The 25,519-nt window shown below is 40.7% G+C and carries 19 protein-coding genes, 2 rRNA genes and 1 pseudogene; 15 read left to right on the top strand and 7 right to left on the bottom strand.

All coding sequences use genetic code 11. The features are described from left to right. The first annotated feature begins 20 nt into the window (after window positions 1-20). The 5 genes from rrf (NQT69_RS17315) (at window position 21) to creD (ending at window position 4,250) form a co-directional block, all read left to right on the top strand. Window positions 21-135, top strand: a 5S ribosomal RNA gene (rrf, locus tag NQT69_RS17315). Window positions 136-197: 62 nt separating this feature from the next. Further along, window positions 198-312 (top strand): 5S ribosomal RNA (gene rrf / locus NQT69_RS17310). A gap of 413 nt (window positions 313-725) precedes the next feature. After that, window positions 726-1,406 carry a response regulator gene (locus NQT69_RS17305; RefSeq protein ID WP_256828919.1) on the top strand — a complete coding sequence of 227 codons (681 nt, stop codon included), beginning with the start codon at window positions 726-728 and terminating at the stop codon, window positions 1,404-1,406. Next, a complete protein-coding gene (gene creC / locus NQT69_RS17300) occupies window positions 1,393-2,874 on the top strand; it encodes a two-component system sensor histidine kinase CreC (RefSeq protein ID WP_256828918.1) in 1,482 nt (493 codons plus the stop codon). The genes NQT69_RS17305 and creC overlap by 14 nt, the downstream gene beginning before the upstream one ends. Window positions 2,875-2,951: 77 nt before the next feature. Further along, window positions 2,952-4,250 carry a cell envelope integrity protein CreD gene (creD, locus tag NQT69_RS17295; protein ID WP_256828917.1) on the top strand — a complete coding sequence of 433 codons (1,299 nt, stop codon included), beginning with the start codon at window positions 2,952-2,954 and terminating at the stop codon, window positions 4,248-4,250. Between the two features lie 59 nt (window positions 4,251-4,309). Here the strand turns inward: creD and NQT69_RS17290 are convergent, their stop codons facing one another. Both NQT69_RS17290 and NQT69_RS17285 read right to left on the bottom strand, forming a co-directional pair. Then, window positions 4,310-5,578, bottom strand: a complete 1,269-nt coding sequence (locus NQT69_RS17290) for a LysM peptidoglycan-binding domain-containing protein (RefSeq protein WP_256828916.1) — start codon at window positions 5,576-5,578, stop codon at window positions 4,310-4,312. A gap of 66 nt (window positions 5,579-5,644) precedes the next feature. After that, on the bottom strand, window positions 5,645-6,508 hold the full coding sequence (locus tag NQT69_RS17285; protein WP_256828928.1) for a LytR/AlgR family response regulator transcription factor: 864 nt from the start codon (window positions 6,506-6,508) through the stop codon (window positions 5,645-5,647). Window positions 6,509-6,691: 183 nt separating this feature from the next. On the opposite strand from NQT69_RS17285, the gene NQT69_RS17280 reads away from it, so the two are divergent. After that, window positions 6,692-7,972, top strand: a complete 1,281-nt coding sequence (locus NQT69_RS17280; RefSeq protein ID WP_256828915.1) for an acyltransferase family protein — start codon at window positions 6,692-6,694, stop codon at window positions 7,970-7,972. 129 nt (window positions 7,973-8,101) lie between these two features. Here the strand turns inward: NQT69_RS17280 and NQT69_RS17275 are convergent, their stop codons facing one another. Then, a complete protein-coding gene (locus tag NQT69_RS17275; protein WP_256828914.1) occupies window positions 8,102-9,418 on the bottom strand; it encodes a sensor histidine kinase in 1,317 nt (438 codons plus the stop codon). A gap of 2 nt (window positions 9,419-9,420) precedes the next feature. Then, window positions 9,421-10,839 (bottom strand): sigma-54-dependent transcriptional regulator, encoded by a 1,419-nt coding sequence (locus NQT69_RS17270; RefSeq protein WP_256828913.1) that lies wholly within the window; start codon window positions 10,837-10,839, stop codon window positions 9,421-9,423. Window positions 10,840-11,063: 224 nt separating this feature from the next. Between NQT69_RS17270 and NQT69_RS17265 the strand changes: the two genes are divergently transcribed. The 4 genes from NQT69_RS17265 (at window position 11,064) to NQT69_RS17250 (ending at window position 16,164) form a co-directional block, all read left to right on the top strand. Further along, the gene (locus NQT69_RS17265; protein ID WP_256828912.1) at window positions 11,064-12,317 is read left to right on the top strand and encodes an efflux RND transporter periplasmic adaptor subunit; all 1,254 of its coding nucleotides are present in this window, start codon (window positions 11,064-11,066) and stop codon (window positions 12,315-12,317) included. 11 nt (window positions 12,318-12,328) lie between these two features. Then, window positions 12,329-13,030, top strand: a complete 702-nt coding sequence (locus tag NQT69_RS17260) for an ABC transporter ATP-binding protein (RefSeq protein WP_256828911.1) — start codon at window positions 12,329-12,331, stop codon at window positions 13,028-13,030. A gap of 1 nt (window position 13,031) precedes the next feature. Further along, window positions 13,032-15,428 carry an ABC transporter permease gene (locus tag NQT69_RS17255; RefSeq protein ID WP_256828910.1) on the top strand — a complete coding sequence of 799 codons (2,397 nt, stop codon included), beginning with the start codon at window positions 13,032-13,034 and terminating at the stop codon, window positions 15,426-15,428. A 289-nt stretch (window positions 15,429-15,717) separates the two neighbouring features. After that, window positions 15,718-16,164 (top strand): REP-associated tyrosine transposase, encoded by a 447-nt coding sequence (locus NQT69_RS17250; RefSeq protein WP_256828909.1) that lies wholly within the window; start codon window positions 15,718-15,720, stop codon window positions 16,162-16,164. A gap of 184 nt (window positions 16,165-16,348) precedes the next feature. Here the strand turns inward: NQT69_RS17250 and NQT69_RS17245 are convergent, their stop codons facing one another. Further along, the gene (locus NQT69_RS17245) at window positions 16,349-16,876 is read right to left on the bottom strand and encodes a sugar O-acetyltransferase (RefSeq protein ID WP_256828908.1); all 528 of its coding nucleotides are present in this window, start codon (window positions 16,874-16,876) and stop codon (window positions 16,349-16,351) included. A gap of 180 nt (window positions 16,877-17,056) precedes the next feature. Between NQT69_RS17245 and NQT69_RS17240 the strand changes: the two genes are divergently transcribed. The 4 genes from NQT69_RS17240 to NQT69_RS17225 all read left to right on the top strand — a co-directional run bounded on the left by NQT69_RS17240 (window position 17,057) and on the right by NQT69_RS17225 (window position 22,631). Further along, entirely contained in the window at window positions 17,057-17,815 is a 759-nt protein-coding gene (locus NQT69_RS17240) for a DeoR/GlpR family DNA-binding transcription regulator (RefSeq protein WP_256828907.1), read from the top strand. Window positions 17,816-17,928: 113 nt separating this feature from the next. Then, window positions 17,929-19,749 (top strand): glutamine--fructose-6-phosphate transaminase (isomerizing), encoded by a 1,821-nt coding sequence (gene glmS, locus NQT69_RS17235; protein WP_256828906.1) that lies wholly within the window; start codon window positions 17,929-17,931, stop codon window positions 19,747-19,749. 114 nt (window positions 19,750-19,863) lie between these two features. Further along, window positions 19,864-21,051: an alpha/beta hydrolase-fold protein gene (locus NQT69_RS17230; protein ID WP_256828905.1), complete on the top strand. Its 1,188-nt coding sequence runs from the start codon at window positions 19,864-19,866 to the stop codon at window positions 21,049-21,051. Window positions 21,052-21,332: 281 nt separating this feature from the next. Then, on the top strand, window positions 21,333-22,631 hold the full coding sequence (locus NQT69_RS17225; protein ID WP_256828904.1) for a DEAD/DEAH box helicase: 1,299 nt from the start codon (window positions 21,333-21,335) through the stop codon (window positions 22,629-22,631). Window positions 22,632-22,741: 110 nt separating this feature from the next. On the opposite strand, the pseudogene NQT69_RS17220 reads toward NQT69_RS17225, so the two are convergent. Further along, window positions 22,742-22,972, bottom strand: a pseudogene (locus NQT69_RS17220) (5-methyltetrahydrofolate--homocysteine methyltransferase); the annotation flags it as partial. 98 nt (window positions 22,973-23,070) lie between these two features. Between NQT69_RS17220 and NQT69_RS17215 the strand changes: the two are divergent. Beyond that, window positions 23,071-23,982: an energy transducer TonB gene (locus NQT69_RS17215; RefSeq protein WP_256828903.1), complete on the top strand. Its 912-nt coding sequence runs from the start codon at window positions 23,071-23,073 to the stop codon at window positions 23,980-23,982. Window positions 23,983-24,097: 115 nt separating this feature from the next. Here NQT69_RS17215 and NQT69_RS17210 read toward each other — a convergent pair whose 3' ends face one another. Further along, the gene (locus tag NQT69_RS17210) at window positions 24,098-25,510 is read right to left on the bottom strand and encodes a 5-methyltetrahydrofolate--homocysteine methyltransferase (RefSeq protein ID WP_256828902.1); all 1,413 of its coding nucleotides are present in this window, start codon (window positions 25,508-25,510) and stop codon (window positions 24,098-24,100) included. Window positions 25,511-25,519 lie beyond the last annotated feature (9 nt).

The raw sequence follows: 25,519 nt of genomic DNA, 5'->3' as shown, positions 1-25,519 counted from the left end.
ACGGACTGACACCCAATTTGCTTGGTGACAATAGCGTTTTGGACCCACCTGATCCCATGCCGAACTCAGTAGTGAAACGAAACAGCGCCGATGATAGTGTAGCATTTGTTATGTGAAAGTAGGTCATTGCCAGGCTCCAAATTTAGTTGAAGAACTTTAACCTTAAAAATTAGAATAATAGAATTGAAAAGAATTTTCTTGGTGACAATAGCGTTTTGGAACCACCTGATCCCATGCCGAACTCAGTAGTGAAACGAAACAGCGCCGATGATAGTGTAGCATTTGTTATGTGAAAGTAGGTCATCGCCAAGATTTAAATTAGAAAAAGCCCGACTCATTGAGTCGGGCTTTTTTACGTTTGCAGGAAAGTGAATAAGTAAGCGAGTTAGCGAGAGTAAAGCGTAGGGCTTATCGTGTTGCGCGTTGTCAAAGTTATTGTAGGAGGAGGCTTCAGCCCCGATTTAAAGTAGCGAGAGGAAAGAGACGAAGTACTTGACTATAGTGTTTAAAAATTCATTCTGATAAAACTCACAAACTCACAAACTCACAAACTCACAAACTCACAAACTCACAAACTCACAAACTCACAAACTCACAAACTCACAAACTCACAAACTCACAAACTCACAAACTCACAAACTCGCAAACTCGCAGCTATTGACTGCCTCATAAGTTACTGTAACTATAAACCTTGCTAATTAGGTTGTAGTAAAGGAATAAATAGCATGGCAACTGCGCAGGTTGTGATCATTGAAGATGAAAAAGCGATCGCTGATACACTGATCCACACTCTAGAAATAGATGGCTTTGTTGTGCAGTGGTTTGCTACGGCGGGTGAGGGGCTTGAATATATTAAAAACAGCATGCCATCCTTGCTGATTTTAGATATTGGCTTACCTGATGCTAATGGCTTTGAGCTATGTAAGCAGATAAGAGAGTTCTCAGTGGTTCCGATTATCTTTCTTACTGCCCGTAATGATGAAATAGACCGTGTAGTGGGATTAGAAATAGGCGCAGATGATTATGTTACTAAGCCATTTAGCCCGCGAGAAGTGCTTGCAAGGGTTAAACTTAGAATTAGACATAGTGAACCTGAAATTAAAGCATCTATCTCCTCAGAATCTGTCTCAGGGCTTTATGCTGAAAATTTCGATTATCATTTCCAAAACCAAGCATTGGCTCTCACAGCATTGGAATTTAAATTGCTGGATAAGCTAATTAGTCATCCGCGCCAAGTATTCTCCCGCGAGCAATTATTGCTGTCGGCGCAAAATCACCAAGATGCTATCTATGCTCGTAATGTAGATAGTCACATCAAGGCTATTCGCAATAAACTGCGTGCGGTATCGGCTCCTGAATGTATTCATACTAAACGTGGCTTTGGTTATTACTATGAATCCACCTAAGCCAACAAAGACAGTATTCTCTCGTCTTAAAAGGTGGCCTAAGATCCCGCTTGGACTGAGGCTATTTTTACTCTATTTTGTGTTAGTGATTTTAACCGCTTACTTGGTTAGCTCCACAGTTATGAGAGAGATCAAACCTACGGTACGCCAAGCGAGCGAAGAAACGCTGGTCGATATGGCAAACATGTTAGCTGTAATGGCAAGCAATCCAATGGCGAGCGGCGATATTGCTCAAAGCGCTTTTGCTAAGCAAATCAACTTTTATGGTTTACGTGACCCTGATGCTGCTATTTGGGGAGTTGAAAAAAAATCTGTTAATCATCGAGTTTATATAACCGATCAACAAGGAATTGTGGTGCTAGATTCATGGCAGCAGGATGTTGGTAATGATTTTTCTAAATGGAATGACGTTTACCTCACCTTACGTGGCGAGTATGGGGCACGCTCAACCGCATTAGACCCTAATGATCCGCTATCAACCGTCATGCATGTTGCTGCACCAATCATGTATAACGATGAGATCATTGGCAGTGTTACCGTTGCTAAAGCGAACCGTTCGGTACAGCCATTTATTGATATTTCTAGGTATCGGGTATTAACTTGGTTAGCGTTAATGAGTGTACTCGCGCTTATAATTGGAGCGTTAATCGCGTGGCGTATAAATACCGCGTTATATAAGCTGGCAGACTACGCTGATAAAATGGGCCGAGGTGAAAAAACCAGTAAACCCACTTTTAGAGTTTTTTATGAATATAGCTTACTTAGTGATGCCCTTGAAAATATGCGTCGTCAGCTTGATGGTAAGCGTTACGTAGAAAATTATGTGCAAACCCTAACACATGAATTAAAAAGCCCATTATCAGCGATCAAAGGGGCTAGTGAAATACTACAAACCCCTACCACGGTAGATAAACAGCAATTGTTTGCTCAGAATATTGAAACCGAAGCTACGCGAATGCAGCAATTGATCGATAAGTTGTTAGCTCTAACAAGGCTTGAGCAACTCCCAGAACTTGAACAGCGGCAATTAATTGATTTACCCGTTTTACTAGCGCAGATAAAAACTTCTTGTATCAGTAGGCTAATGACCAAACAAGCAGAGTTAAGCGTTGTATGCGATAACAAAGTCGCTTTTGTGGGAGATCAATTTTTAATACAGCAAGCCTTGTATAATTTGTTTGAAAACGCGCTGGATTTTGTAGGTGAGCAGGGCAAAATCAATATTACCGTCACGCAAACTGCAGGGGAGCTTTGTATTAACGTAGAAAACACTGGTCAGAAAATACCTGATTATGCGTTAGAGAGAGTAACCGAACGTTTCTATTCGCTTGCTAGAAGTAATGGACAAAAAAGTACCGGCCTTGGACTTAACTTTGTAGAACAAGTAGTTAAATTACATAAAGGCAAGCTAATAATAAATAATACCTCACAGGGGGTATCTGTTCAGCTGTTCTTACCAACTCCATAAAGACTCCACATAAGCACCACTTCAACTCCATGTTTGTTGATTATTCTGTAGTTATAACAAACACGGAGTAAATAACAATGAAACAAAAACTGGAAACAAAATTGGTGATTATCGTAGGCCTAATTGTACTGCTATTAGTGCCTATTTTTATGATCCAAAATCTAATTGATGAACGTGCAGAGCTACAGCAACAAGTGCAAGCTGATATTGCTAAAAGTAGCAGCGGCGAGCAACAGGTCATTGGGCCGTTTATTCAAGTACAATTTATAGAAACACATACTTTGGAAGGCAACACCACTGAACAGTTAAGAACGCTGTTGTTGCTACCTGAAACCTTAACAATAAACAGTGAATTATCTTCTTTTGAAAAATACCGAGGTATTTATAAGGCTTTGCTATATCGCTCCGCGAATCACTTTGCAGGGCAATTTAATATCGAGGCTTTAAATGAATTAGCCGATAAAAAGATAAAGCAGGTGCATATGATCATGGCGATTAAAGATATTCGCGGTATTGGTCAAGGTAGTGCTATGCGCATAAATAACCAAGAATATGCTTTGCAGCCTGGCACTAAGCTGGCGCAATTGCCTGAAGGAGTTAATATTGAGCTTGATTTTAGTGCTTTGCTAGAGCAAAAAACATTGGATTATCAAATTGATTTAAATCTACAAGGAATGCAAAAACTAGCTATTGCTCCTATCGGTAAAGAAACCAGTCTTAACATGCAAGCGGATTGGCCACATCCAAGTTTCGTTGGTGATTATTTACCTATCGACTCAAGTATTTCAGAACAAGGCTTTCATGCCAACTGGCAAACAAATTACTTTGCTACCAACTTAAAAGAGCTGTTCCAGCATTGTGTTTTTCAAAATCAGTGCGAACAATTTAAGCAACGTAGCATGGGAGTTAATCTTGTTGATGGTGTTGATCATTACTTAAAAAGCTATCGCGCCAGTAACTACGCAATTTTAGTGCTGATATTGGTATTTGCCAGCTTCTTTTTACTTGAAGTGCTACGCAGTGAACCTGTTCACCCGGTGCAATATGGCTTTGTCGGTTTAGCACTGGCCGTTTTTTACTTATTGTTGATATCACTTGGTGAACACCTTGGTTTTAACCTTGCTTACTTATTATCAGCATTAGCTTCTTCATTATTACTAAGTATTTATGTGGCCGGTATGTTGAAAAATACTAAGCATGGGGGGTTATTTCTGATTGGTATACTGTTTTTATACAGCTTACTTTACGGGCTATTAAGTGCAGAAGATTATGCATTGTTGATGGGCAGTTTACTGGTGTTTGTAGTGCTGAGCTTGATTATGATGCTGACTCGCACAGTAAATTGGTACCACACTAAATCACAAGCTGATGATTAATCACTGTTTGCAATGGGCTGCATGATTGCAGCCCTTTAATTATTCAACGTCTTTGTTATTTAACTTGCTGACAAAAACACAGTAAGCTTTTCACCAATTTTTAGATTATCACTTGAAAGGTTATTCCATTGTTTTAGTTTAGCTATGCTGACTTTGTAATGGTTAGCTATTCTCCACAAGCTTTCGCCTGATTTTACCTTGTGTTCTATTTGCGTATCGGCTAACTGAGGTAGCACTAGCTTTTGGCCAACTTTAATAGTATTGCTTTTTAGATCATTGAACGTTTTGAGTTGACCTATACTTACTTTATAACGTTTTGCTATCACACTTAAGCTATCGCCACGTTTAACAGTGTAGTTTTGCCATTGGCTAAAATCATTTGTTTCTTGTTTGGCGAGCATCTCTTTATATTGTGTTTGCTCAGTTATTGGCACTACGATGTGCGGTGCATCAATAATTGCAGGGAAGCGGATCACGCCATAGTTTAATGATTCCAGCTGTTGCCACTTCTCTTTGCTATCTAAAATAATAGCGCCATTAATAGGCAATATTGTAATTGCTGGACTATTTGCAATTGCAGGAAAAGCCATTTTTTGGCTTTTTAATAATTGTGCTGCAGCAAGTAGTTTTGGAACATATAGGCTTGTTTGTTTTGGCAGTTTTAAATTGAAAAAGTCAGTAGGTTTACCTTGTTTTTTATTATTACTGATTGCCCTAAGTACACGGCCTTCACCTAAGTTATAGGCTGCTATCGCATGATACCAATCACCATCAAAGCGTTTGTATAAGTACTCCATAAAATCAAGTGCTGCACGCGTACTATCTATTACATCTTGTCTGCCATCGTACCAAGGTGTTATTTGTACTTTAAAGTATGTAGCGATAGCAGGCGTTAATTGCCATAAACCTGATGCATGCTTATGCGAGTAGGCACTGGCGTTAAAGTCACTCTCAATAAGAGGCATTAATGCCAGTTCTATGGGTAATTCTCGTTTTTCTACCTCATCAACAATATAGTAAAGGTAAGGCTCAGCACGGCGACTTATTTCATCCATATAGTTGGGGTGAGATAAATACCAAGCAATGCGTTGTTGAACGGCGGGGTGGCTTGAATTGGAAAATGTTAGCTGTGCGCGAATACGTTGCCATACATCATCGAGCTCTTTTGTTGTCAGTGGGGCTACTTGTGTAATATCTTCGCGCTGTTCACTAACAATTGTTTTGGGGTTAGCCTTTATTTCAGGAGTTGATGTTGGTGTATCGGGCGTGCTTTCACAACCAGATAAAATTATTAATGGCAAAATGCGGATAAATCGATTTAAAAACACGTACTACACTACTCCGTAAATATAAATGCGGCTAACCTAAAGCAGGTAAGCTTAACATAGGGTGAGTTAGATTTGAGCGGAAGATGAATTAATCTGCCCCTTAAATTGCTCTTTGTAACGACGTGATAAGTTAAGTACTTTTCCTGTTGTTAATTTTACTTCGCTATCGCCACTGGATAAGGGGGTTATTGATTCAATCGTATCGAGTCTAATAGCATGAGAGCGATGAATACGGCAAAAGCCTTGTGGTTCTAACCTAGCTATAAGATTGGTCATGGTTGCTCGTAGCGGGTAAATGCGTGTCCCAATATGCAGGTTTACGTAATTACCGCTAGACTCAAGCCAATCAATTTTATTTGTAGAGATAATAAACTCTTTACCTAGTTTCTTAACGAGTAATCTGTCGAAATTCAAATCTTGTAGTGCGTCCTCCTCATGTTTTATTGGCGTGGCTTCACCAGTTAATTGGCTAACAACATATTGATAGGTTTTAATAACAACAATCAAAAATAAAAAGCCCCATAAGTCTTTACGGTATTCATAAAGCAGCTCAAACCACACTAATCCAAAGTCATACTGCATTTGTTGAATGCTATAAATAAACTTGCGGATAGTTACCATGATCCCTACATGCAATAACGAGAAAATAGCGCTTGCGAATAAGTAAATGAGTAATGAGCGGGTGATCTTTTGCCAATTAAAGGGTTGGGCTTGTAATAACCAAACTAAAGCAGGAAACAGCAACAAGGTGCCAATAGCGCTGGAATACTCCCATACAAATGGCTCCCAAAGCATAAAAGGCAGTGTACCCTCGCGCTGGGCTTCCATAATATTTGAGCTGGCATTAATGGTGTTGTTTATAAAAATATAAGTAATTAAAAATAAAGCCGCGTACCAAGTTTGGTAGCGTTGAAAGTGCGTTAAGGAGATCATTATTATTGTTACTCTTTAAAAGCCTTATTATCAGATTACCAACATAGTGAACAATCACCAAGCTTATCATCCCTGTTATCCACCGTTTATCCCTACTGACTGTTTTGTCAGCCTTTTCTAATTGCTTAACGCAGTATGCTGTTCATAGTTGATATTAATTAATCGTAAGCTAAATCTAGTATGAAACTTAAAATAGTAATTAAAAACACAGTCCGCACGCTATTACAGCCATGGCTCAGTGTGTTTAATCAAGCCGTTGAATTGCCACCGCGCCGCTATGATTTAGATTGGCTGCGAGTACTTGCCTTTGGTCTACTAATTTTTTATCACACCGGCATGTTATACAGTGGAAATTGGGGCTTTCATTTTAAAAGTCAGTACTTATCCAGCAGTATTGAAAACATCATGCTTTTACTGTCGCCATGGCGGATGGGATTAATCTGGTTCATTTCAGGTGTGGCGCTGCGTTTTATAGTTGCGCGTTTTAGTCTAGGTATGTTTTTAACTACGCGAAGTGTAAAAATATTACTGCCTTTATTGTTTGGCATTTGGTTTATTGTGCCTATTCAGCTTTATGCGCAAATGAATCAAGAGGTTGGTTTATTTATGAGCTTTTGGCAGTTTTACAGCCAGTTTTTGGACTTAACCAACCCTTTATTTGAGCACTATCAAGCTGGAGTTTGGCCGCATGTTGATGTAAACCACCTTTGGTATTTGCGCTCCTTATGGCAATTTACTTTATTACTGATGTTAGTGATGCCGCTGCTTCATCACGCTAATTTGCAAGCAATAATCACGCGCTTATCTGGGCGCTCGTTATTTACAGTTTTTATCGTATTACTATTGCCGCTTTGTATTTTAAAATTAAGCTGGCCAAGTGATACATTCAGATATCCCATGGGGGCGCTGTTTTTACTTTATGGTTACCTGCTTGCTTGGCAGGCTGCATTTTATAGCCAATTGCTACGTCACTGGCAAGCGTTATTAGCGGTATTCGTGTTAGGTTATTTAGTTGTCGTTCTGGGTTATCACATGATTTGGCAAAATCCTGTAGCTAGCCAATGGCAAATTACTAGTATGGATATGCTATATACTGCGCAACGATTAGTCGGTGTGCTGTTGATGCTAGCTCTAGCACAACGTTTTTTGAATCACGATCACCCCAAACTAGCTTTACTAAACTGTGCAGTATTTCCTTTTTACCTATTACATCAAAGTGTGATTATTGGCTTAGCCTTTTATTTGTCTAAGCTGCAATTAGGTGGTTTTGTGGAGCCATTACTTATACTCAGTCTCACTTTCATTATTTGTTGGCTAGTATTTATTGTTGCGCGCCGTGTCGATCTATTAAGCCCATTGCTTGGGATTAGAGTCACAGGGAAATATAAAGCATGGCAAGTTAAAGCAGGCTTTCTTTGCGGACTAATATTAGTAAGCCCGCTTATCTTTAGGTTGATTTAACTATCTGTATTACAGACTAATTGTCGCCGTAAACGACGACCTACGATATATGCTGTGAAATTATGTGGTCGTGCTTTAGCGCGAAAGTACTAATGCTAATAAATAGTCATCTTAAATGGTGTTCTACACTTAACCAAACACACACCTAAAGCATGCACCTTCTGGCTTTGGTACATAAATTAAATCGCCGCCGTGGTTGAGCATTATTTGTCTGGATAGGCTGAGGCCAATGCCGGAACCTTGTTGCTTAGTGGTAAAAAATGGCACGAAGATCATATCTATCACATGCTCGCTAATGCCTGGGCCATTATCGCTGATTTCTATATAAAGTTGTTGGCTAGTGTTTTGCGCCAAGCTGATTTCGACCTTTGCTTGAACGGCATTCTCAGTACTGTACTTTTGGCTACTCTTTAGTACTTCAAGCGCATTTTTTATTAAGTTTACTAATACCTGTTCTATTTGGCCGCTATCGAGCATTACTAACTGCTGATTTTTAATCGACAATTCAATATGGGTATGTTGATCGCGTGCTTGTTGCTGATGTAAAGCGACAATACGCGCTAACATATCCGCTAAATTTTCCGGTGCTAAATTAGGCTTAGGTAAACTACTCACTTGGCGAAAACGAGCAATAAAATCCCCTAAATGTGCTGTTCTTGATGCTAACGTGCTTAGTGCAAGTTGTAAGTCTTGTTTATCTTCAATATCATCAAAACATAACTTTTGTGGTAGCAAGTTGCTGCAGGTATCAGCTAACGATGAAAGTGGCGTAATAGAGTTGGCAATTTCGTGCGTAAGCACCTTGGTTAAGCGCTTATACGCTTGTTGTTCTTTGAGTTGTAGTTGGTCATGGATTGATTGCAAACTCACTACGCGGCGAACTTTACCTTGTATTTCGGCGATACTAAGTTGAATTGATAGGGTGTCGTGTTGCTCTCCATTTTGCCAGTAGGTGGTGCTGCGCAGATTATTATTGGCGTTTAAAATTAGCTCGCCAATAGCGCCTAACTCTTGCAAATGCTGAAAGCTTTTACCCAGTAATTTACTAACAGCTGGGTTTGACTCGATCACCTTACCATTGTCATCACATACCATAACGGCTAAATCAACATGGATGAGCAAAGCTTGTAGAAACTGTGCTTGTTGCTCGGCATTAAAACGTGCCGTTTGCATTTGCGTTTTTACTTGCTCAAATTGCTTAAGCATTGGGTGTTGTTTACCAAGCCCCAAGGTGCTGTCGCCATTGGCTAAAGCGCGGATCACCATTTCAGCTTGTTTTTGTTGGCGTTTAAACAGCGTAAAAATATGTGCTATTAATGCCATGGTGACTAGAGCTATTAATAATGTCGTTGCTGAGAAGCCATGCGTTTGTAATACATAACTAAGCAATGAACTCGTACTTATAAGTGCGATAATATTAAATGAAAGCAATAAATTAGCTCGCATGATTATAATCCATACTTTTCAAGTCGGCGGTACATAGCGCCACGTGTTAAACCCAGTGCTTTGGCTGCATGGCTAACATTACCTTGATGGTGCTTAAGTGCTGCTCGAACTGTGCGTTGTTCTAGTATCTCTAAATCAAAAGTGTCGTACTGCGCTACATTCTTTAAAACCTCCGTGCTTTGGGTATTCTCGTCAGTACTAACTGATGCTGAATTACCAACCACTGAGCTTATATCGAGTTTATCCCCTTCAGTTAATATAACCGCACGCTCTATAGCGTGAGCCAATTCACGTACATTACCCGGCCACGCGTATTGGCAAAGTGCACTCATATCATCATCGCTAATGGTTAAGCTGCGTTTATATTTTTGCGCAAAGTGTTTTAGGTAGTAATTAACTAATAATGGAATGTCATCACTGCGCTCCCGTAATGCAGGAAGGCGAATTTCAACGGTGTTTATCCGGTATAGCAAATCTTGGCGAAAGCGCCCGTCAATAACTGCTTGCTCAAGGTTGTCGTTAGTGGCACAAATTAGGCGAATATCTATATCAACTGCTTTGCTGCCGCCAACAGGCGTAATTTGCCTATTTTGTAGTGCAGCCAGTAATTTTGCTTGATGCTCTAGGGGTAAATTACTCAGTTCATCTAAAAATAAACTGCCGCCTTGAGCAAGTTCAAACTTGCCAATGCGATCGGCTTTTGCATCAGTAAACGCGCCTTTTTTATGGCCGAAAAGCTCGCTTTCAAATAAGTTCTGCGCCACTGCGCCCATATCTAAACTCATAAAGGTTTGATTGTGGCGCATACTTGCTTGATGAATGGCGTGCGCGGTGAGCTCTTTGCCTGTGCCACTTTCACCGGTGATCAGTATGTTGGCGTCAGTTTGTGCTGCTTTTTCTATGGTACTAAACACCTGTTGCATCGCATTGCTTTGGCCTAAAAACTCAAAGTTAGGCGTGTTTAAGGCTTGGTTTAACCCTTGTTTTTGCCGCGTTAATTTGCCCACTTGCTGTTTGTCTTTTGCGTGTGAAAATGCGGCGGCGACTGCGCCAAGTAATTGCTCGTTTTGCCAAGGCTTAGCAATAAAGTCAGAGGCGCCCGCTTTAATTGCATCTACTGCAAGTTGAATATCGCCGTAGGCAGTCATTAGTAATACAACAATATTTGCATCTTGCTCGATGATTTTTTTGAGCCAATAAAAGCCTTCTTTGCCGCTGATGGAATCCTGGGTAAAGTTCATATCAAGCAATATTACATCAATAGGTTGCTCGAGCTTGCGTTGCTCATTAATGATGCCTGCAATATCAAATGGGTTGTCAGTGGTTTTAACGCTTTGGTAATGCTGTTTTAGTAATAACCGTGCAGCAATGAGGATATCTGGGTTGTCATCAACAATTAAAAGCGAGCCTGTGTGTTTCATGATTTTTATTCTTATAGAGTTTTATTTAGCCTAAAACAAAAAGGGGATAGTGTCCATAAATGGACGTTTATAAGATAATAAAGTGTTCTATAAACGGACACTATAAATATGTGAACAGCTAATTAAACCTCTAACTTTTTGAATTTTAAGTTAAACTAAAGTTGGCACAGTGATTGTTATAACTATCGATAATTAGTTATTAAACCTGTATCAAGGTAGTCGACATGGACAGAAAAATAGAACGCTCATTTACGCAAAAGTATTTAAAAAAATTTACTTTAGCTGCGCTTGCGTTGGGTGTTGCGGCTGCTGCTTATGGTTTTACGCAAAGCAGCGATCCAGGGCGTAGCCAGAATATTGATCGTAGCAGGCTTACGGTTAGCACTGTTAAACAAGGAGCATTTAAAGACGCCTTAAGCTTACGCGGTCAAGTAGTGCCAAAAACCAGCATTTACCTTGATACCATCGCCGGTGGTCAAGTTGAGGAGCGATTAGTCGAGCAAGGCGAATATGTTGAGAAAGGCCAGCCGCTAGTGCGTTTAAGCAACACTAACTTACAACTCGATGTGATGAGCCGTGAAGCGCAGGTAACAGAGCAGCTTAACTTTTTACGTAATACGCAAATGACGATGGAAACGAGTCGTTTGAATTTACGCCGCGACTTATTAGAAATCGAATTAAAAATTACTCACTTAACTCGTCGATTAAAACAAACTAAGCCTTTGGTTAAAAGTGGCGTATTAGCGCAAGAGCAACTTGCAGAGCTGGAAGAAGATTTAAATTATTACCAAGCTCGTAAAGAGCTTACCCTTGAGCGCCAAAAGCAAGAAAACTCAATTCGTGAGGTGCAAGTGGCACAGCTTTCTGATAGCGCTAAAATGCTTGAAAATAACCTGCAGTTTGCGCGTAGAAACCTCGATAACTTATTAATCAAAGCACCGGTATCGGGTTATTTAAGCGAGCTTGATGTGGAAATTGGTGAATCTAAAAACAGTGGTGCGCGGTTAGGCCAAATAGATATTCCTAATGAATATAAATTGGTGGCCCGCTTGGATGAATATTATTTAAACCAAGTTCAACGTGATATGACCGTACTGATTGAGCTCGAAAGCGGCATAGTAAATGCCAAAGTGAGCAAAATTGATAGTCGCGTACAACAGTCGCAATTTCAAATTGAAGTGGATTTACCCAGTAACACCAAAAGCATTAAGCGCGGCCAAAGCATTGATATAGAACTCATGCTGGGCGATGAGCAAAGCAATGCATTACTACTCAGGCGCGGCGCATTTTTTACCAATACAGGTGGCAATTGGGTGTATGTAATTGACCCAAATGGCGACAAAGCGCTGCGTCGTGATATTCGCTTAGGCAAAAAGAATCAAAACTATTTTGAAGTGCTCGAAGGGCTAAACGCAGGGGATCAAGTAATTACCTCTAGCTACAGCAACTTCGACAAAGCACAGCAACTACAATTTTAAGGATAATAAAGATGATAAAACTAACTAATTTAAGCCGCGTATTTCGTACGCAAGATGTTGAAACAACAGCGCTTAGTAATATTAACTTAACCGTAAATAAAGGTGAGTTTTTAGCGGTTATGGGGCCATCTGGCTGTGGTAAATCAACCTTGCTGTCTATTTTAGGCATGTTAGATTCGCCAAGCTCTGGCAGCTTTGATTTTGCGGGAACTGACATTGCAGGCTATAGCGAAAAGCAACTAGCAGAGCTACGTAAAGCATCAATCGGTTTTGTATTTCAAAGCTTTAATTTAATTGACGAGCTAACCGTATATGAAAACGTAGAGCTGCCATTACAGTACCAAAAAATATCAAAAAGTGAGTGTAAACAACGCGTAGAAGCCATTTTAAAACGCGTGGGTATTGATCACCGCGGTGAGCATTTACCTCAGCAATTGTCGGGTGGTCAGCAGCAGCGGGTTGCCGTAGCGCGCGCGTTAATTATAAACCCTAAACTCATTTTAGCCGATGAGCCAACCGGTAACCTCGATTCTAAAAACGGTGATGAAGTGATGGCGATGCTGCGCGAGTTAAACCGTGACGGCACCACAGTTATTATGGTAACTCACTCAGAAAAAGAAGGTGCGTATGCCGACCGTTTAGTACGCCTACTAGATGGTCAAGTGATGCTTGATAAAGCAAACACTGCACAGCAAGCGGTAGAGGTTGCTTAGAATGTTTTTCAGTTACTTGATTACAGCACTTCGATCGTTTAAACAACAAAAGCAGCATTTTATATTGAATATTGTGGGTCTAAGTCTCGGCTTAGCTGCAGCTATTTTGGTCACGTTATTTGCTCGTTATGAACTATCGTTCGATACAAATCACCCTGATGCTGCAAACGTTTATCGCTTACATCTGGATTTAAGTGCCATTGGTTATGAAATAATCCCAGTGACTAGCGTTGAAATAGCACAGCAGCTGGCATCACACAAAGACATAGAAGACATGTTTATTTTGTCTGATGTGATAGACCTAGAGCTGGCGACCGATCAAATACAGGTGGAAGATAATAAGCTTAATTTACGAAATTTTTATGCTGCAACGTCAAACATAGAGCAATTCCTGGCAATCAAAACCCGGTTTGGTAATTTACAGGCCGCTCTTTCTACGCCAAATAAAATTGCCCTGAGCGTTAGTGAAGCAAAGCGTCTATTTGGACAAGATAATGTAGTTGGTGAAGTGTTCAGTAATGGCGAAAACAACATTACTGTGGCCGCGGTATTTGAAGACCTTCCCGATAATAGCCATTTTCTTTTTGATAGTCTCATGCCACTCGACTTAAGCTCACCAGATCGCCACTCTAGTTATATTTATATAAAAATTAACCCTTTTTCGGATATTAAAGCACTCGAAGAACTATTTGCTAGCACCATGATTTCGCATTACTCACTTAAGAACAGCCAGTTAAAGTATCGGCTAGTTGCGATGCCTGATATCTATTTTTTTGCTGATTCTTCGTTTGATTTTAAATCTGGAGGCTCTCAATTTTTGGTTAATATTAGTATTGCTCTAAGTATTTTATTATTGTTAATTGCCGCGGCTAACTTTACTAATTTATCAGTTGCGCAGTTATTACATCGTACTAAAGAGATCGCTATTAGAAAAACCCTCGGTGCGAGCAAGTTACAACTAGTTACCCAGTTTTTAGTAGAATCACTGTTATTGATCAGCTTATCAATGCTAATTGCATTGTGTATGGTCGAGCTACTTATACCTATATTTAATGAGTTATCCAACAGACCATTTACATTAAATTTTGACATTGAATTAATTATGCTGCTGGTAAGTGTTTTATTGGGGTTAACCCTAGTAGCAAGTGTTTACCCAGCTTATTTAATAGCTAATGCGCCTTTACTAAAAGTATTAAAAGGTGAGCTGAAAAATGGCCGCAGTGCTACTTTTATCCGTAAGAGCTTATTAACATTTCAAGCAGCTATTGCAGTATCGCTAATTGCGGGAACGCTGTTAAGTTTAAACCAGCTTACGCTTTTGAAAAACATTAAATCAGGGTATCAGCCAGAGGGCCGTATTGTTGTTCATTCATTAGATAGTGACACTATGATGACTAAAGAGCACATAGTCGTCGATAAAATCCGCCAACTACCCGATGTTAATGAAGTGACTACTGTCGACTCTGATATTACTGATAGTTTTGGTGAAGAATACCATTTTACATGGCCTAACGGGCACACTGAGGAAGGCTTAATGCCTACCGTCGGTAGTGGCTTCTCAGTCGTTGAAACATTAGGTTTAACTTTACTTGCGGGAAGAGATTTTTCAGCTGAATATCAAACTGACTGGTTACATAGCGTTGGCGATTCAGACTTACAAGCAATGGCATTAATTGTCACTGAAAAAATGGTTAAAAGAGCAGGCTACCAAAACCCAGAAGACGTAATTGGCATGCTAGTAACCAGTGAGGATAACAATATTACCGCAACAATTGTTGGTGTTGTTGCTGATGTAAAAGTGGGTTCTGCCAAAGAAGTTTGGGTGCCTATTTCATTTTCGTGTGGCTGGAGTGCACAAACGACGGTTGATTTAGTTATACATAGTAAATTAAATAATATTACTAGTGTACATAATGAAGTTAATCATTTAATACAATTATTTGACTTAGTGAATGAGCCTGAAATTACGCTGATGCATGCCGATTACCAGCAAAACTTTCGAGTAGAAGAGAGTATTTTTAAACTTATACAAATATTCTCAGGGTTAGCAATTGCATTAACGTGTGTAGGGATTTTTGGTTTAGCTTCGTTCTCTGCATTGCGCCGCCAAAAAGAAGTGGCTGTCCGCAAAGTCCTTGGCGCATCACGCATCAGCATTATGAATCTTCTGGCCAAAGAGTTTTTGATTTTAGTGCTGGTGAGTGTAGCCATAGCATACCCGCTTACTTATTGGCTGGTGGGTGATTGGCTCGCGAACTTTAATGAGCGGGTTGATCAAGCGCTATGGGTTTATTTGGTTGCTGCTGTGAGTGTTGCTGCGATCACTTGGCTCACAGTCGCAACCCTTGCCTTTAAGGCCGCCAGTACACGGCCTTCGCTTGTCTTACGCGATGAGTAGGTAAGTTGCGATAATAAGTTAGTTACAACATTCCAACCAAGGCCTTTCGTTTATCGACAGGCCTATTGCCGCCACAAATGACGACCTACGGGTGTGTGTTGAGTGAGCTGTTGTCTAAATGGACGACTTACCGTAGGACGTGCTTTAGCGCGTAAAGTGTTATTTGGGGTATTATGTTATTGTCGCCGTAAACGACGACCTACGGATGTGTGTTGAGGTGATGTAGGACGTGCTTTAGCGCGTTAATAGGCTATATTTTACTTCTGCTTTAGGAAAAGGAGTTTATCTAATGAGCTGGAGTAACTTAAAGAAAGGGCGCGTATCAATTCAATCTGGTGAATATTTCATTACATTTACATGCCACCGCAGAGAAAGGATATTCAGTAGCTACGATCTTGCCAATATTTTTTGTAGATGTATCGCTAGTAATGAGATCAAGTTTCAATGTCGTTGGTTAACTTGGGTTTTAATGCCTGATCACTTCCATGGTTTATTGCAATTAACATCAAGTGAGTTAGGAATAACTGTGGGCCATTTAAAAGGTGTATCTGCTCGGGAAGTTAATATAGTACGAAATAAAAATCAGCCTGTTTGGCAAAGAGCGTATTATGATCATGCACTGCGAGAAGAAGAAAATAGGATAGAAATAGCAAGATATATTGCTGCAAATCCTTTGAGACGTAAGTTGGTCACTCGAATTGGTGACTATCCATATTGGAATTCAGTATATTTATAAGCTTAATTTCGCAGAGAGTTGTTGCCATAAATGACGACCTACGGGGTGTGTATTGAGTGAGTTGTCGCCATAAATGACGACCTACGGATGTGTGTTGAGGTGATGTAGGACGTGCTTTAGCGCGTTATGTTTAGTTTGGGTCTTTATGCTTTTGTCGCCGTAAACGACGACCTACAATATACAATTAAATATCTTTAATTTTTACAGCGGGGTTACCTGCAACCACTGTATTTGCAGCAATATCTTTGGTTACGACTGATCCTGCGCCCACGACAGCGTTATCATCAATGCTAACGCCAGCTAGCACAATAACTCCCGCACCAATCCACACGTTATTGCCGATTGTAATCGGCGTAGTAAAGTTTTCTTTTTTGAGCCGCTCTGTGGGGCTAACAGCATGGGATACAGCCAAAAGCTGAACATTTGGGCCGATTAAACAATCGTCGCCAATGCTTATCGCCCCCTCATTAATAGGCGCATCTAACACAGTGCAGTTAATGTTTATAAAAGTACGATCACCAATTTGCACTTGCGAGCCATAGTCACAGTGGAAGCCTGCCTCAATAATCACACCTTCACCACATTGAGTAAATAAACCCTTAATGCGTTTTAAATTACCTTTGCTAGGGCTTTTTGCAAACAAGCGGCAAGTCTCATGTGCGGCTTTACGTTGCTCTAAGTATGACTTATTAAGGCTGTTGAATTTATTCATGAATTAACGCCGATATTTGTAATTTAAGTTAGCTTAACTTGATTGCAGATAAGGTCAACGCTTGGAAGAGTTTATTATTTTTTTATGAAAAGCGCGGTATTTCTATACATTCACTTGCCATTTATGTTGTTTCGTTTAAAATCTCGTAACTTTCGAAACGAAACTTAAATGGTTCACTTAATGACTAAACGAAACACCCAGCAACGTCGCCATCTTATTTTGACACAAGTTAATGAGTTAGGTGAAGTAGCTGTTGATGTACTTGCTGAGCAGTTTCAAACCTCTGAAGTAACCATTCGTAAAGACCTAACAGCCCTTGAAAAAAGTGGCTTACTATTGCGCCGTTATGGCGGTGCAATTGCGTTGCCACAAGAAATCGTCAGTGATGACATTGATTCAAAACGTAAAGTGGCGATTGCCAAAGCCGCAGCAGCACTTATCAAAGATCATAACCGTATTATTATCGACAGTGGCCGTACAACAGCGGCAATGATCCCTGAGCTTGGCAATAAACGCGGTTTAGTCGTGATGACTAATGCAATCAAGGTCGCCAACCGATTATTAGCGCTGGAAAACGAGCCAACTCTTTTGATGACCGGTGGTACTTGGGACCCGCATTCTGAGTCGTTTCAGGGGCAAGTGGCAGAAAACGTTTTACGCTCGTATGACTTTGATCAGCTATTTATTGGTGCAGATGGCATTGATGTTGAGCGCGGTACTACCACTTTTAACGAGCTGGTGGGTTTAAGCCAAGTAATGGCAGGCGCTGCCCGTGAAGTTATTGTGCTGGTGGAGTCAGAAAAAATTGGCCGAAAAATCCCTAATTTAGAATTACCTTGGCAGCAAGTTACTACACTCATCACCGATAGCAATTTGGCGCTTGATACACGCCAAGCTATTGAAGCGTGTGGAGTGCAGTTGATTTGCGCTGAGCTTTAAATTTATAAATTCGTGTTTATTGCAGGCCGACAACACCTGCGATGGACATTTAAATATTAAATAACACATACGGCCTAAAGCTTTAGTTTTGGCACGTGCAAATGGAGAATACTATGTGTGGAATCGTTGGGGCAGTTGCAGAACGCCCAGTAAATAAAATTTTAGTTGAAGGCTTAAAACGCCTCGAGTACCGTGGTTATGACTCTGCGGGTGTGGCACTTTTAGAAGGCAACACGCTCAATACAGTAAAAGCAGTGGGTAAAGTCGCTAACCTTGAAAGCGCACTTAATGAAGCTGGTGTTAAAGGCACAACGGGTATTGCGCACACACGCTGGGCAACTCATGGTGGTGTAACAGAAGCAAACGCGCACCCACATATTTCAAATAGTGAAATAGCTCTAGTACACAACGGTATTATTGAAAATCATGCCAGCCTGCGCGAGGCGCTTAAAGGCGATGGCTACGAGTTTTTATCAGATACTGATACCGAAGTCATGGTGCATTTAATTCATCAACTTCGCCAGCAACATAGCTCACTATTAGCAGCAGTACAAGCGGCTGTAAAACAGTTTGAAGGCGCCTTTGGTACCGTGGTATTTGATAAAGCCAATGATAACGAAATCATTGTGGCTCGTTCTGGCAGCCCGTTAGTTATTGGCTTAGGCCTAGGCGAGAACTTTATTGCCTCAGACCAATTAGCTTTATTGGCTGTTACACGCAGCTTTATTTACCTTGAAGAAGGCGATGTGGCACGTATTACTCGTGACAGCGTAGAAATTTTTGATGCAGACGGTAATGCCGTTGAGCGTGAAGTAATTGAATCAAATATTACTCAAGATGCATCAGGTAAAGGTGAATACCGCCACTACATGTTAAAGGAAATTTACGAACAACCGCTTGCCGTACGTAACACATTAGATGGGCGTTTAAATGACGACCGTGTTGCCATTGATGCATTTGGCGACAGTGCGCAGCAAATTTTTAAAGACGTAAAACACGTACAAATTATTGCCTGTGGTACCTCTTATCACTCAGGCATGGTTGCACGCTACTGGCTTGAGCAATTTGCTGGCGTAAGCTGTAATGTTGAAATTGCCTCTGAGTTCCGCTATCGCGAGTCTTATGTGCATGAAAACAGCCTACTTGTGACAATTTCACAATCTGGTGAAACAGCTGATACTTTAGCTGCACTGCGTTTAGCGAAAGAGCAAGGTTATATGGCCTCAATGACCATTTGTAACGTACCTGGCTCATCACTCGTTCGTGAATCTGATTTAGCCTTTATGACTAAAGCAGGTGCTGAAATTGGTGTTGCGTCTACTAAAGCATTTACCACGCAATTAGTTGGTTTGTTAATGCTTACTGCGTCTGTAGCGCAAGAAAAAGGCTTAGATCAAAGTGTAATTGTGAACGCAATTAAAGCCTTACCAAACAAGTTAGAAGAAGCGTTATTACTTGCTGATGGTATTGCAGACTTAGCAGAAGAGTTTGCCGACAAGCACCATTCACTGTTTTTAGGTCGTGGTTCACAATATCCAATCGCAATGGAAGGTGCGCTTAAGCTTAAAGAAATTTCATACATCCACGCTGAAGCATACGCAGCCGGCGAGCTCAAACATGGTCCGCTTGCGTTAATTGATGCCGACATGCCAATTATTGTTGTTGCGCCAAACAACGAATTGCTTGAAAAGCTTAAATCAAACGTAGAAGAAGTACGTGCGCGCGGCGGCATCATCTATGTATTCGCTGATAAAGATTCACACTTTGAATCAGACGAGACCATGCGTGTAATTAACGTAAACCATGTAGATGACGTAATTGCACCGGTTGTATATACAATTCCACTACAGTTGCTGTCGTACTATGTAGCGGTCATTAAAGGCACCGATGTAGATCAGCCTAGAAATTTAGCTAAAAGTGTAACTGTTGAGTAAAATCAATAGGTTAATAAAGTTTTTTATTAATGTTAAAAAAAGCGCGTAACGCGCTTTTTTTGTGCCTGAAACTCTGTTAGCTTAAGTAACTCATTATTCTCTAAGGGATTAGTTATGCGCTTACTTACCGCTCTGTGTTTTATTAGCTTTAGTATTTTTAGTTCTCAAAGTGCCTTGGCACAACCGAACACTAAACAACAAACCGCTGATTACTCTGTGCACACGCACACTATTAAATCGGCTGTTTTAAACGAAGAACGCACAGTTGTCGTTCAATTACCTAAAAGTTACCAAACTAACCCCAATAAAGTTTACCCTGTGATATATCGGCTAGATGGAGCGGGTAATATACCGCTTGCCAGTGCTGTTATTGAGCGTTTACAAAATGATAATCGCGCGCCTGAAGTTATTATTGTCGCTATTGAAAACACTAATCGACTTAGAGATATGTATCCTACAGTGAATAAAGAGCCGCAGGGGCCTGTAGGTGAAGGGGGCGGCGCGGCAAAGTTTTTAGCGTTTTTTGAACAAGAGCTCATTCCTTTAGTAAATAAGAATTATCGTACGCATGACTATAATGTGATTGCTGGTGCCTCTGCTGGTGGTGTATTTTCGTTATATGCGTTGCAAGCCAAACCTGAGTTATTCCAAGCGCATATTGCGTATAGCCCTGCGGTTTGGTGGAACTATGGCGCATCGGTAAAAAGCACAAAGTCGTTTTTAGCTAAAAGCAAAGACCTTAACAATTACGTTTATATAAATATCGGCGAAGAAGCCGGCATAATGCGTGAAAGGTATGATGAATTACAGCAATCACTGCAATCACATAAAGCGCGGGGGTTACGCTTTTATAATGATGCGTTTGATGGTATTTCGCATGGCCTAACCACTGCTGCTGGCGTATTTAATGCCTATTACAACTTATTTTTACCTAAACAAATGCCCATAAGTGCTTTAACTGACGATGTAGCCTCTATTGATATATATTACAAAACATTATCTCAGCAATGGGGCGAGCAGATATCTCCACCCGATCGCGCGGTTAGATCACTCGGTTATAACTTAACGGGTAGCAAGCAGTTTACCCGTGCTATTGAGGTGTTTAAGTACAATATAAAAAACTACCCGCAATCAGTCGATGCGCTTTCTGCTCTATCTTATGGTTATGAAATGCAAGGTGATACTCGCCAAGCGCTTGCACAGATGGAATCTGCTTTAGCAATCGCAGATGACTCATACCCTTATATAAATTACTTAAAAGAAACAAAAGCTAGGCTGCAAGCAGAACTAAGTAAGAGCTAATAATATTGCCAACTTAGTTGTTGGCTTTTTTATGAAAGCCTCGATAGGCTTGAAACACTTACGGTGATAGTCTAATTCACTTGTGTTTCTATGAGGGGGCAAGTCTCTGCACCTATAATTACTTAGATTCGGTAAAAAGCAATATCACAAATTAACTCGTAGTTTGTAGCTCGAAGCGCGCAGCTGTTACCTAAACCACATTTAAATCACTAATCCCTACTTAACGGGCAATAAATACGCTAAAATTGCAGGCTATTTTTAGTAATGAGCCCGCACTTTTTATGACCTCAGCCGCAAACCCTAGCAATTTCAACGAACTTGGCCTAATTCCAGAGTTATTAGCTCGATTGTCTGATCTTGAATACACGCAACCTACGCCGATTCAGGCACAAGCAATTCCAAGTATCTTGGCGGGCAATGACTTAATTGCAGGGGCGAATACCGGCTCAGGTAAAACGGCAACCTTTGCATTACCTATGCTACAAACACTGTTTTTAGCACAAGGCGCTAAAAAAACGGCTAGCAAAGGTAATTTTGTTTCAGGGCTTATTTTAGTGCCTACACGCGAGCTGGCAGTGCAGGTGGCTGATAGCGTTAAATCGTATTCTGCGAACTTTAATGGCGCGCTTAAAACAGTGGCGGTATTTGGTGGAGTGTCGGTAAATACGCAAATGCAGGCATTAAGCGGCGGTGCCGATATTATCGTGGCAACCCCAGGGCGTTTGCTTGATTTAATCTCAAGCAATGCGATTAAGCTCGATAAAGTTTCAACCTTAGTACTTGATGAAGCTGACCGTATGTTAAGCCTTGGCTTTACTGAAGAGCTTGCTGAGCTGTTAGCGTTAATGCCTGCTAAAAAGCAAACCATGTTGTTCTCGGCGACTTTCCCAGAGCAAGTTAAGCTATTAACGCAAGAGCTGCTAAATAATCCAGTTGAAATACAAGTACAAAACAAAGAAGAGAGCACACTTGTACAGCGCGTATTTACGGTAAATAAAGGCGAGAAAACCACGATTTTAGCGCATTTAATTAAGCAGCATATATGGCGTCAGGTGCTTATTTTTATCAACGCAAAAAAAGACTGTGAGCATTTAGCTAGCAAGCTTGAAAAACGCGGTGTGAATGCGCAAGTATTTCATGGCGATAAAGGCCAAAGCGAACGTTCTCGGGTAATCGAAAAGTTTAAAGCGGGTGAGATTGAAGTACTGATTGCTACAGACATTGCCGCCCGTGGTTTAGATATTGAAAAACTGCCAGTGGTAATTAACTTTAACTTACCGCGCAGCCCTGCTGATTACATGCACCGTATTGGCCGAAGTGGCCGTGCCGGTGAAGTGGGTTTAGCGTTATCGTTAATTGATTATGAAGACTTTCATCACTTTAGAATTATCGAAAAGAAAAACAAACTTCGTTTAGAGCGCGAAGAGGTAACAGGTTTTGCTGTAAACCAAGCCAATCTTGATGCCGCTCAGGCGCTTAAAAACGATAAGCCAATGGCCAAGCCTGAAGGCACTGGTAAAAAGAAGAAGAAAAAAGCCAATCAACAAGATGACGTATGGAGCGGCTGGCGTCGTAAGTAGTTCAGTCAATTAAAACAAAATAAAAAACCCCGTAATTAGTTAAGCTAATTACGGGGTTTTTTATTTTGTGGCGTTAGCCCAAAACGTTAACGGTTAAACACGATACGAGTTTAATGTTCGTGGTCGTGTTCCTCTTCCTCTTCTGCAATACCTAACCAAGTGATTGCCGCTGGTGGGAATGTTAGCTCTAGTTCACCTTCAATTTCTAAGTCTTCAAGGTGTACTTTTACAATGTGCTGGGCAATTGGGTCGGCTACATAAGCAAACTGACCATTTTGTGCCACTGTCATTGAGAAGCTCATACCTTCAGGCATGGTTGTAACGTCTGCTTCAGTGATATTGTATTTTCACCGTTAAAGTTAACAAAGATTTTACTTTCTGTGGGAAAAGTTTACACTCCTATTGTTGGACCTAATGAGCATACTAAAGGATTTATAAAATGAATAAGGTTTCTCTTAATATTATTATTCTTACAGGCTTTTTATTTGGCTGTGAATCTACCTCTTACGACTCTGCACAAACCTGTCAGCCACTTACATATGATTGCCATAAACAGCTTAAAGAGCAAAAATTAGGCGCTAAAGCGACTCAGACACTTTTTAAGTACGTGGAAAGCGGCTTTGAAAACCTACATATTCTAAAAGAACTAGATGGGCTTGATGGTTATGATCAGGCCATTATAGACCAGACTATTGCGCAAAACTTAGTGCATAAGTTTGATTATGAGCATGCACTTGCGTATATAGAAAAGGCTATTAACAGTAACGAATTAAATGCCAATGAGTATAAGAGGGCGCTGTTATTAGAGCTTAACGTACTTTTACAGCTTAAAAACTATGATGTGTTTAAAGAGAAGGTGAGTTCTTATCTTGCCTATACAAATCAATCAAATAATGAACTACTTGCAATGGTAAATGTTTATTCTGAGCGAAGTAAAAATTATTTAACCGACCTTTTAAATGATTACAAAGGTGATGATATCTCAACGAGTGAGGTTGAGAACTTAACAGCGCAATACCTAAACCCAAAACAAGCTGCAAGCAGCAATATTAAGCCTATAAGAAAAGTAATAATAGAGCCTAGGTATCCTTCAAGCGCTGCCCGACACGGGCTAGATGGTTGGGTAGTTGCACAGTATGATATAAACCATATTGGTGAGCCTATAAATATCAAAGTATTAGAGTCATCTCCTGAGGGGTATTTTGAGGAAGTGGGAATAAACGCAATCAGCACATGGCGTTATCGAGTTTCGTTTGATGAAAATGGTGATGTAAAGAATGGGGAGAACTTTAAGGTTCTCATTGATTGGGCATTAAACAGAAAAGACCAAGTTAAAATAAAAGAACTTTAAATTTTGGTATTTTTATAAAGAGAGGCAACCTTTATTTTCTATAGAAAATAAAAAAGATTGGTACATTTGTACCAACCTTTTTTCTTCATGTGTAGTATGGCGTGACTAATAGAACTTAGTGTTCGTGGTCGTGTTCCTCTTCCTCTTCTGCAATACCTAACCAAGTGATTGCCGCTGGTGGGAATGTGAGCTCTAGTTCACCTTCTATTTCTAAGTCTTCAAGGTGTACTTTTACAATGTGCTGGGCAATTGGGTCGGCTATATAGGCAAACTGACCATTTTGTGCCACTGTCATTGAGAAGCTCATACTTTCAGGCATGGTTGTAACGTCTGCTTCAGTGATATCAACTTGGCCTGCAAGTTCCCAGTGGGTGTGGCCGTCGTGGTCATGTGCTTCAAGCACGTTTAAAAAGCCAAGGCTATCAAGTACGACAAAGTGCTCGCCATGTGCAGAGAAAGAGTAAGATACAGCACTAGCGCCATCGGCAAGTTGCCATTCTAGTTCTTCCATTTCAGCTTCTGCAGGGTTAATGCTTACAATTACTGCAGGGCCGCCGCCATGACCAGAAGCTACGCCAATAAAGGTTTCGCTGTCTTCATGGCCGTATATAGTACCAATACGTAAGTCACCAACGGCATCAATGTTTGCTATTTTTTCAGCTTCGTATTCGTCATCATGTTGGTGGGCTAAAAGCACGCCATCGCTACAACCAAAAGCAACATAGTCGTGGTTTTGTGCTGCACCGTGTAAATCTGGGCAGGTAAGTTCTAATGTTTGTTCAAGCTCGTACTCGCCGTCATGAAAATGATAAACACCTACTTGATCAGGCAGAACTTTCGCAACAGATGTGCTATCGGCATCATCACGACGAATGGTTGATAGTAAATGCTCGCCGCGAGGCTCTGCAACACCGTGCATATTGATATCGTAAGTGATGCCAGGTAACGCTGCCGTTGCATTTGTGATGTCGTTATCAGTAAGTACTTCAACAGATGCAACCGTGCCTGAATCAACATCACCATCGTAAAAGATAGCTAATTTACCATCGTGTTTTACTAGGTGCGTTGGGCGGCTACCGCTGGTTAACTCAAAGCTGCTTGCGGCAGGGCTTTGCTTGTAGTCATGTAAATGCTCACCGTGGTCTTCCCGCCATAAACCACTGTCGATAAAACCTAGGTAATCTTGTGCGCGGCTAGCAATCACTGCATAACGAAAATCAGGTGATGACGACAGTGTGTTTGAATCATTGGTTAGGGTAAATGTATTCAAAAGCGCATCATCGTCTAAATCAAAGAAGCTCGCGGTGTTGCTGTCGCCAGCAAGTACTGCAAGTCTACCTAATGAATCAATTGTGTATTCATCGCCGTGATCATGGTCGTCACCATCACCATCACCATGATCGTGGCCGTCATCAGGCACTTCAATCGGATCTTTTTCAATAATAGTGGTTTCTGCATCGCCACAGGCGGTAATTAATGTACTGCTAATTGCCAGTGCAATAAGTTTTAATTTGAATAATTTAGTCATGTTAATTTC

It is taken from the genome of Pseudoalteromonas shioyasakiensis (assembly GCF_024518675.1).
In the GTDB taxonomy this organism is placed as follows: Bacteria; Pseudomonadota; Gammaproteobacteria; order Enterobacterales; family Alteromonadaceae; genus Pseudoalteromonas; species Pseudoalteromonas shioyasakiensis_B.
This window is presented reverse-complemented; position numbering and strand designations above follow the sequence as displayed.

Bases quoted from the DNA above. Each gene is read 5' to 3' on its own strand.
- NQT69_RS17305 (WP_256828919.1), top strand. From the start codon at position 726: ATGGCAACTGCGCAGGTTGTGATCATTGAAGATGAAAAAGCGATCGCT.
- creC (WP_256828918.1), top strand. From the start codon at position 1,393: ATGAATCCACCTAAGCCAACAAAGACAGTATTCTCTCGTCTTAAAAGG.
- creD (WP_256828917.1), top strand. From the start codon at position 2,952: ATGAAACAAAAACTGGAAACAAAATTGGTGATTATCGTAGGCCTAATT.
- NQT69_RS17280 (WP_256828915.1), top strand. From the start codon at position 6,692: ATGAAACTTAAAATAGTAATTAAAAACACAGTCCGCACGCTATTACAG.
- NQT69_RS17275 (WP_256828914.1), bottom strand. From the start codon at position 9,418: ATGCGAGCTAATTTATTGCTTTCATTTAATATTATCGCACTTATAAGT.
- NQT69_RS17270 (WP_256828913.1), bottom strand. From the start codon at position 10,839: ATGAAACACACAGGCTCGCTTTTAATTGTTGATGACAACCCAGATATC.
- NQT69_RS17265 (WP_256828912.1), top strand. From the start codon at position 11,064: ATGGACAGAAAAATAGAACGCTCATTTACGCAAAAGTATTTAAAAAAA.
- NQT69_RS17260 (WP_256828911.1), top strand. From the start codon at position 12,329: ATGATAAAACTAACTAATTTAAGCCGCGTATTTCGTACGCAAGATGTT.
- NQT69_RS17255 (WP_256828910.1), top strand. From the start codon at position 13,032: ATGTTTTTCAGTTACTTGATTACAGCACTTCGATCGTTTAAACAACAA.
- NQT69_RS17250 (WP_256828909.1), top strand. From the start codon at position 15,718: ATGAGCTGGAGTAACTTAAAGAAAGGGCGCGTATCAATTCAATCTGGT.
- NQT69_RS17245 (WP_256828908.1), bottom strand. From the start codon at position 16,876: ATGAATAAATTCAACAGCCTTAATAAGTCATACTTAGAGCAACGTAAA.
- NQT69_RS17240 (WP_256828907.1), top strand. From the start codon at position 17,057: ATGACTAAACGAAACACCCAGCAACGTCGCCATCTTATTTTGACACAA.
- glmS (WP_256828906.1), top strand. From the start codon at position 17,929: ATGTGTGGAATCGTTGGGGCAGTTGCAGAACGCCCAGTAAATAAAATT.
- NQT69_RS17230 (WP_256828905.1), top strand. From the start codon at position 19,864: ATGCGCTTACTTACCGCTCTGTGTTTTATTAGCTTTAGTATTTTTAGT.
- NQT69_RS17225 (WP_256828904.1), top strand. From the start codon at position 21,333: ATGACCTCAGCCGCAAACCCTAGCAATTTCAACGAACTTGGCCTAATT.
- NQT69_RS17215 (WP_256828903.1), top strand. From the start codon at position 23,071: ATGAATAAGGTTTCTCTTAATATTATTATTCTTACAGGCTTTTTATTT.
- NQT69_RS17210 (WP_256828902.1), bottom strand. From the start codon at position 25,510: ATGACTAAATTATTCAAATTAAAACTTATTGCACTGGCAATTAGCAGT.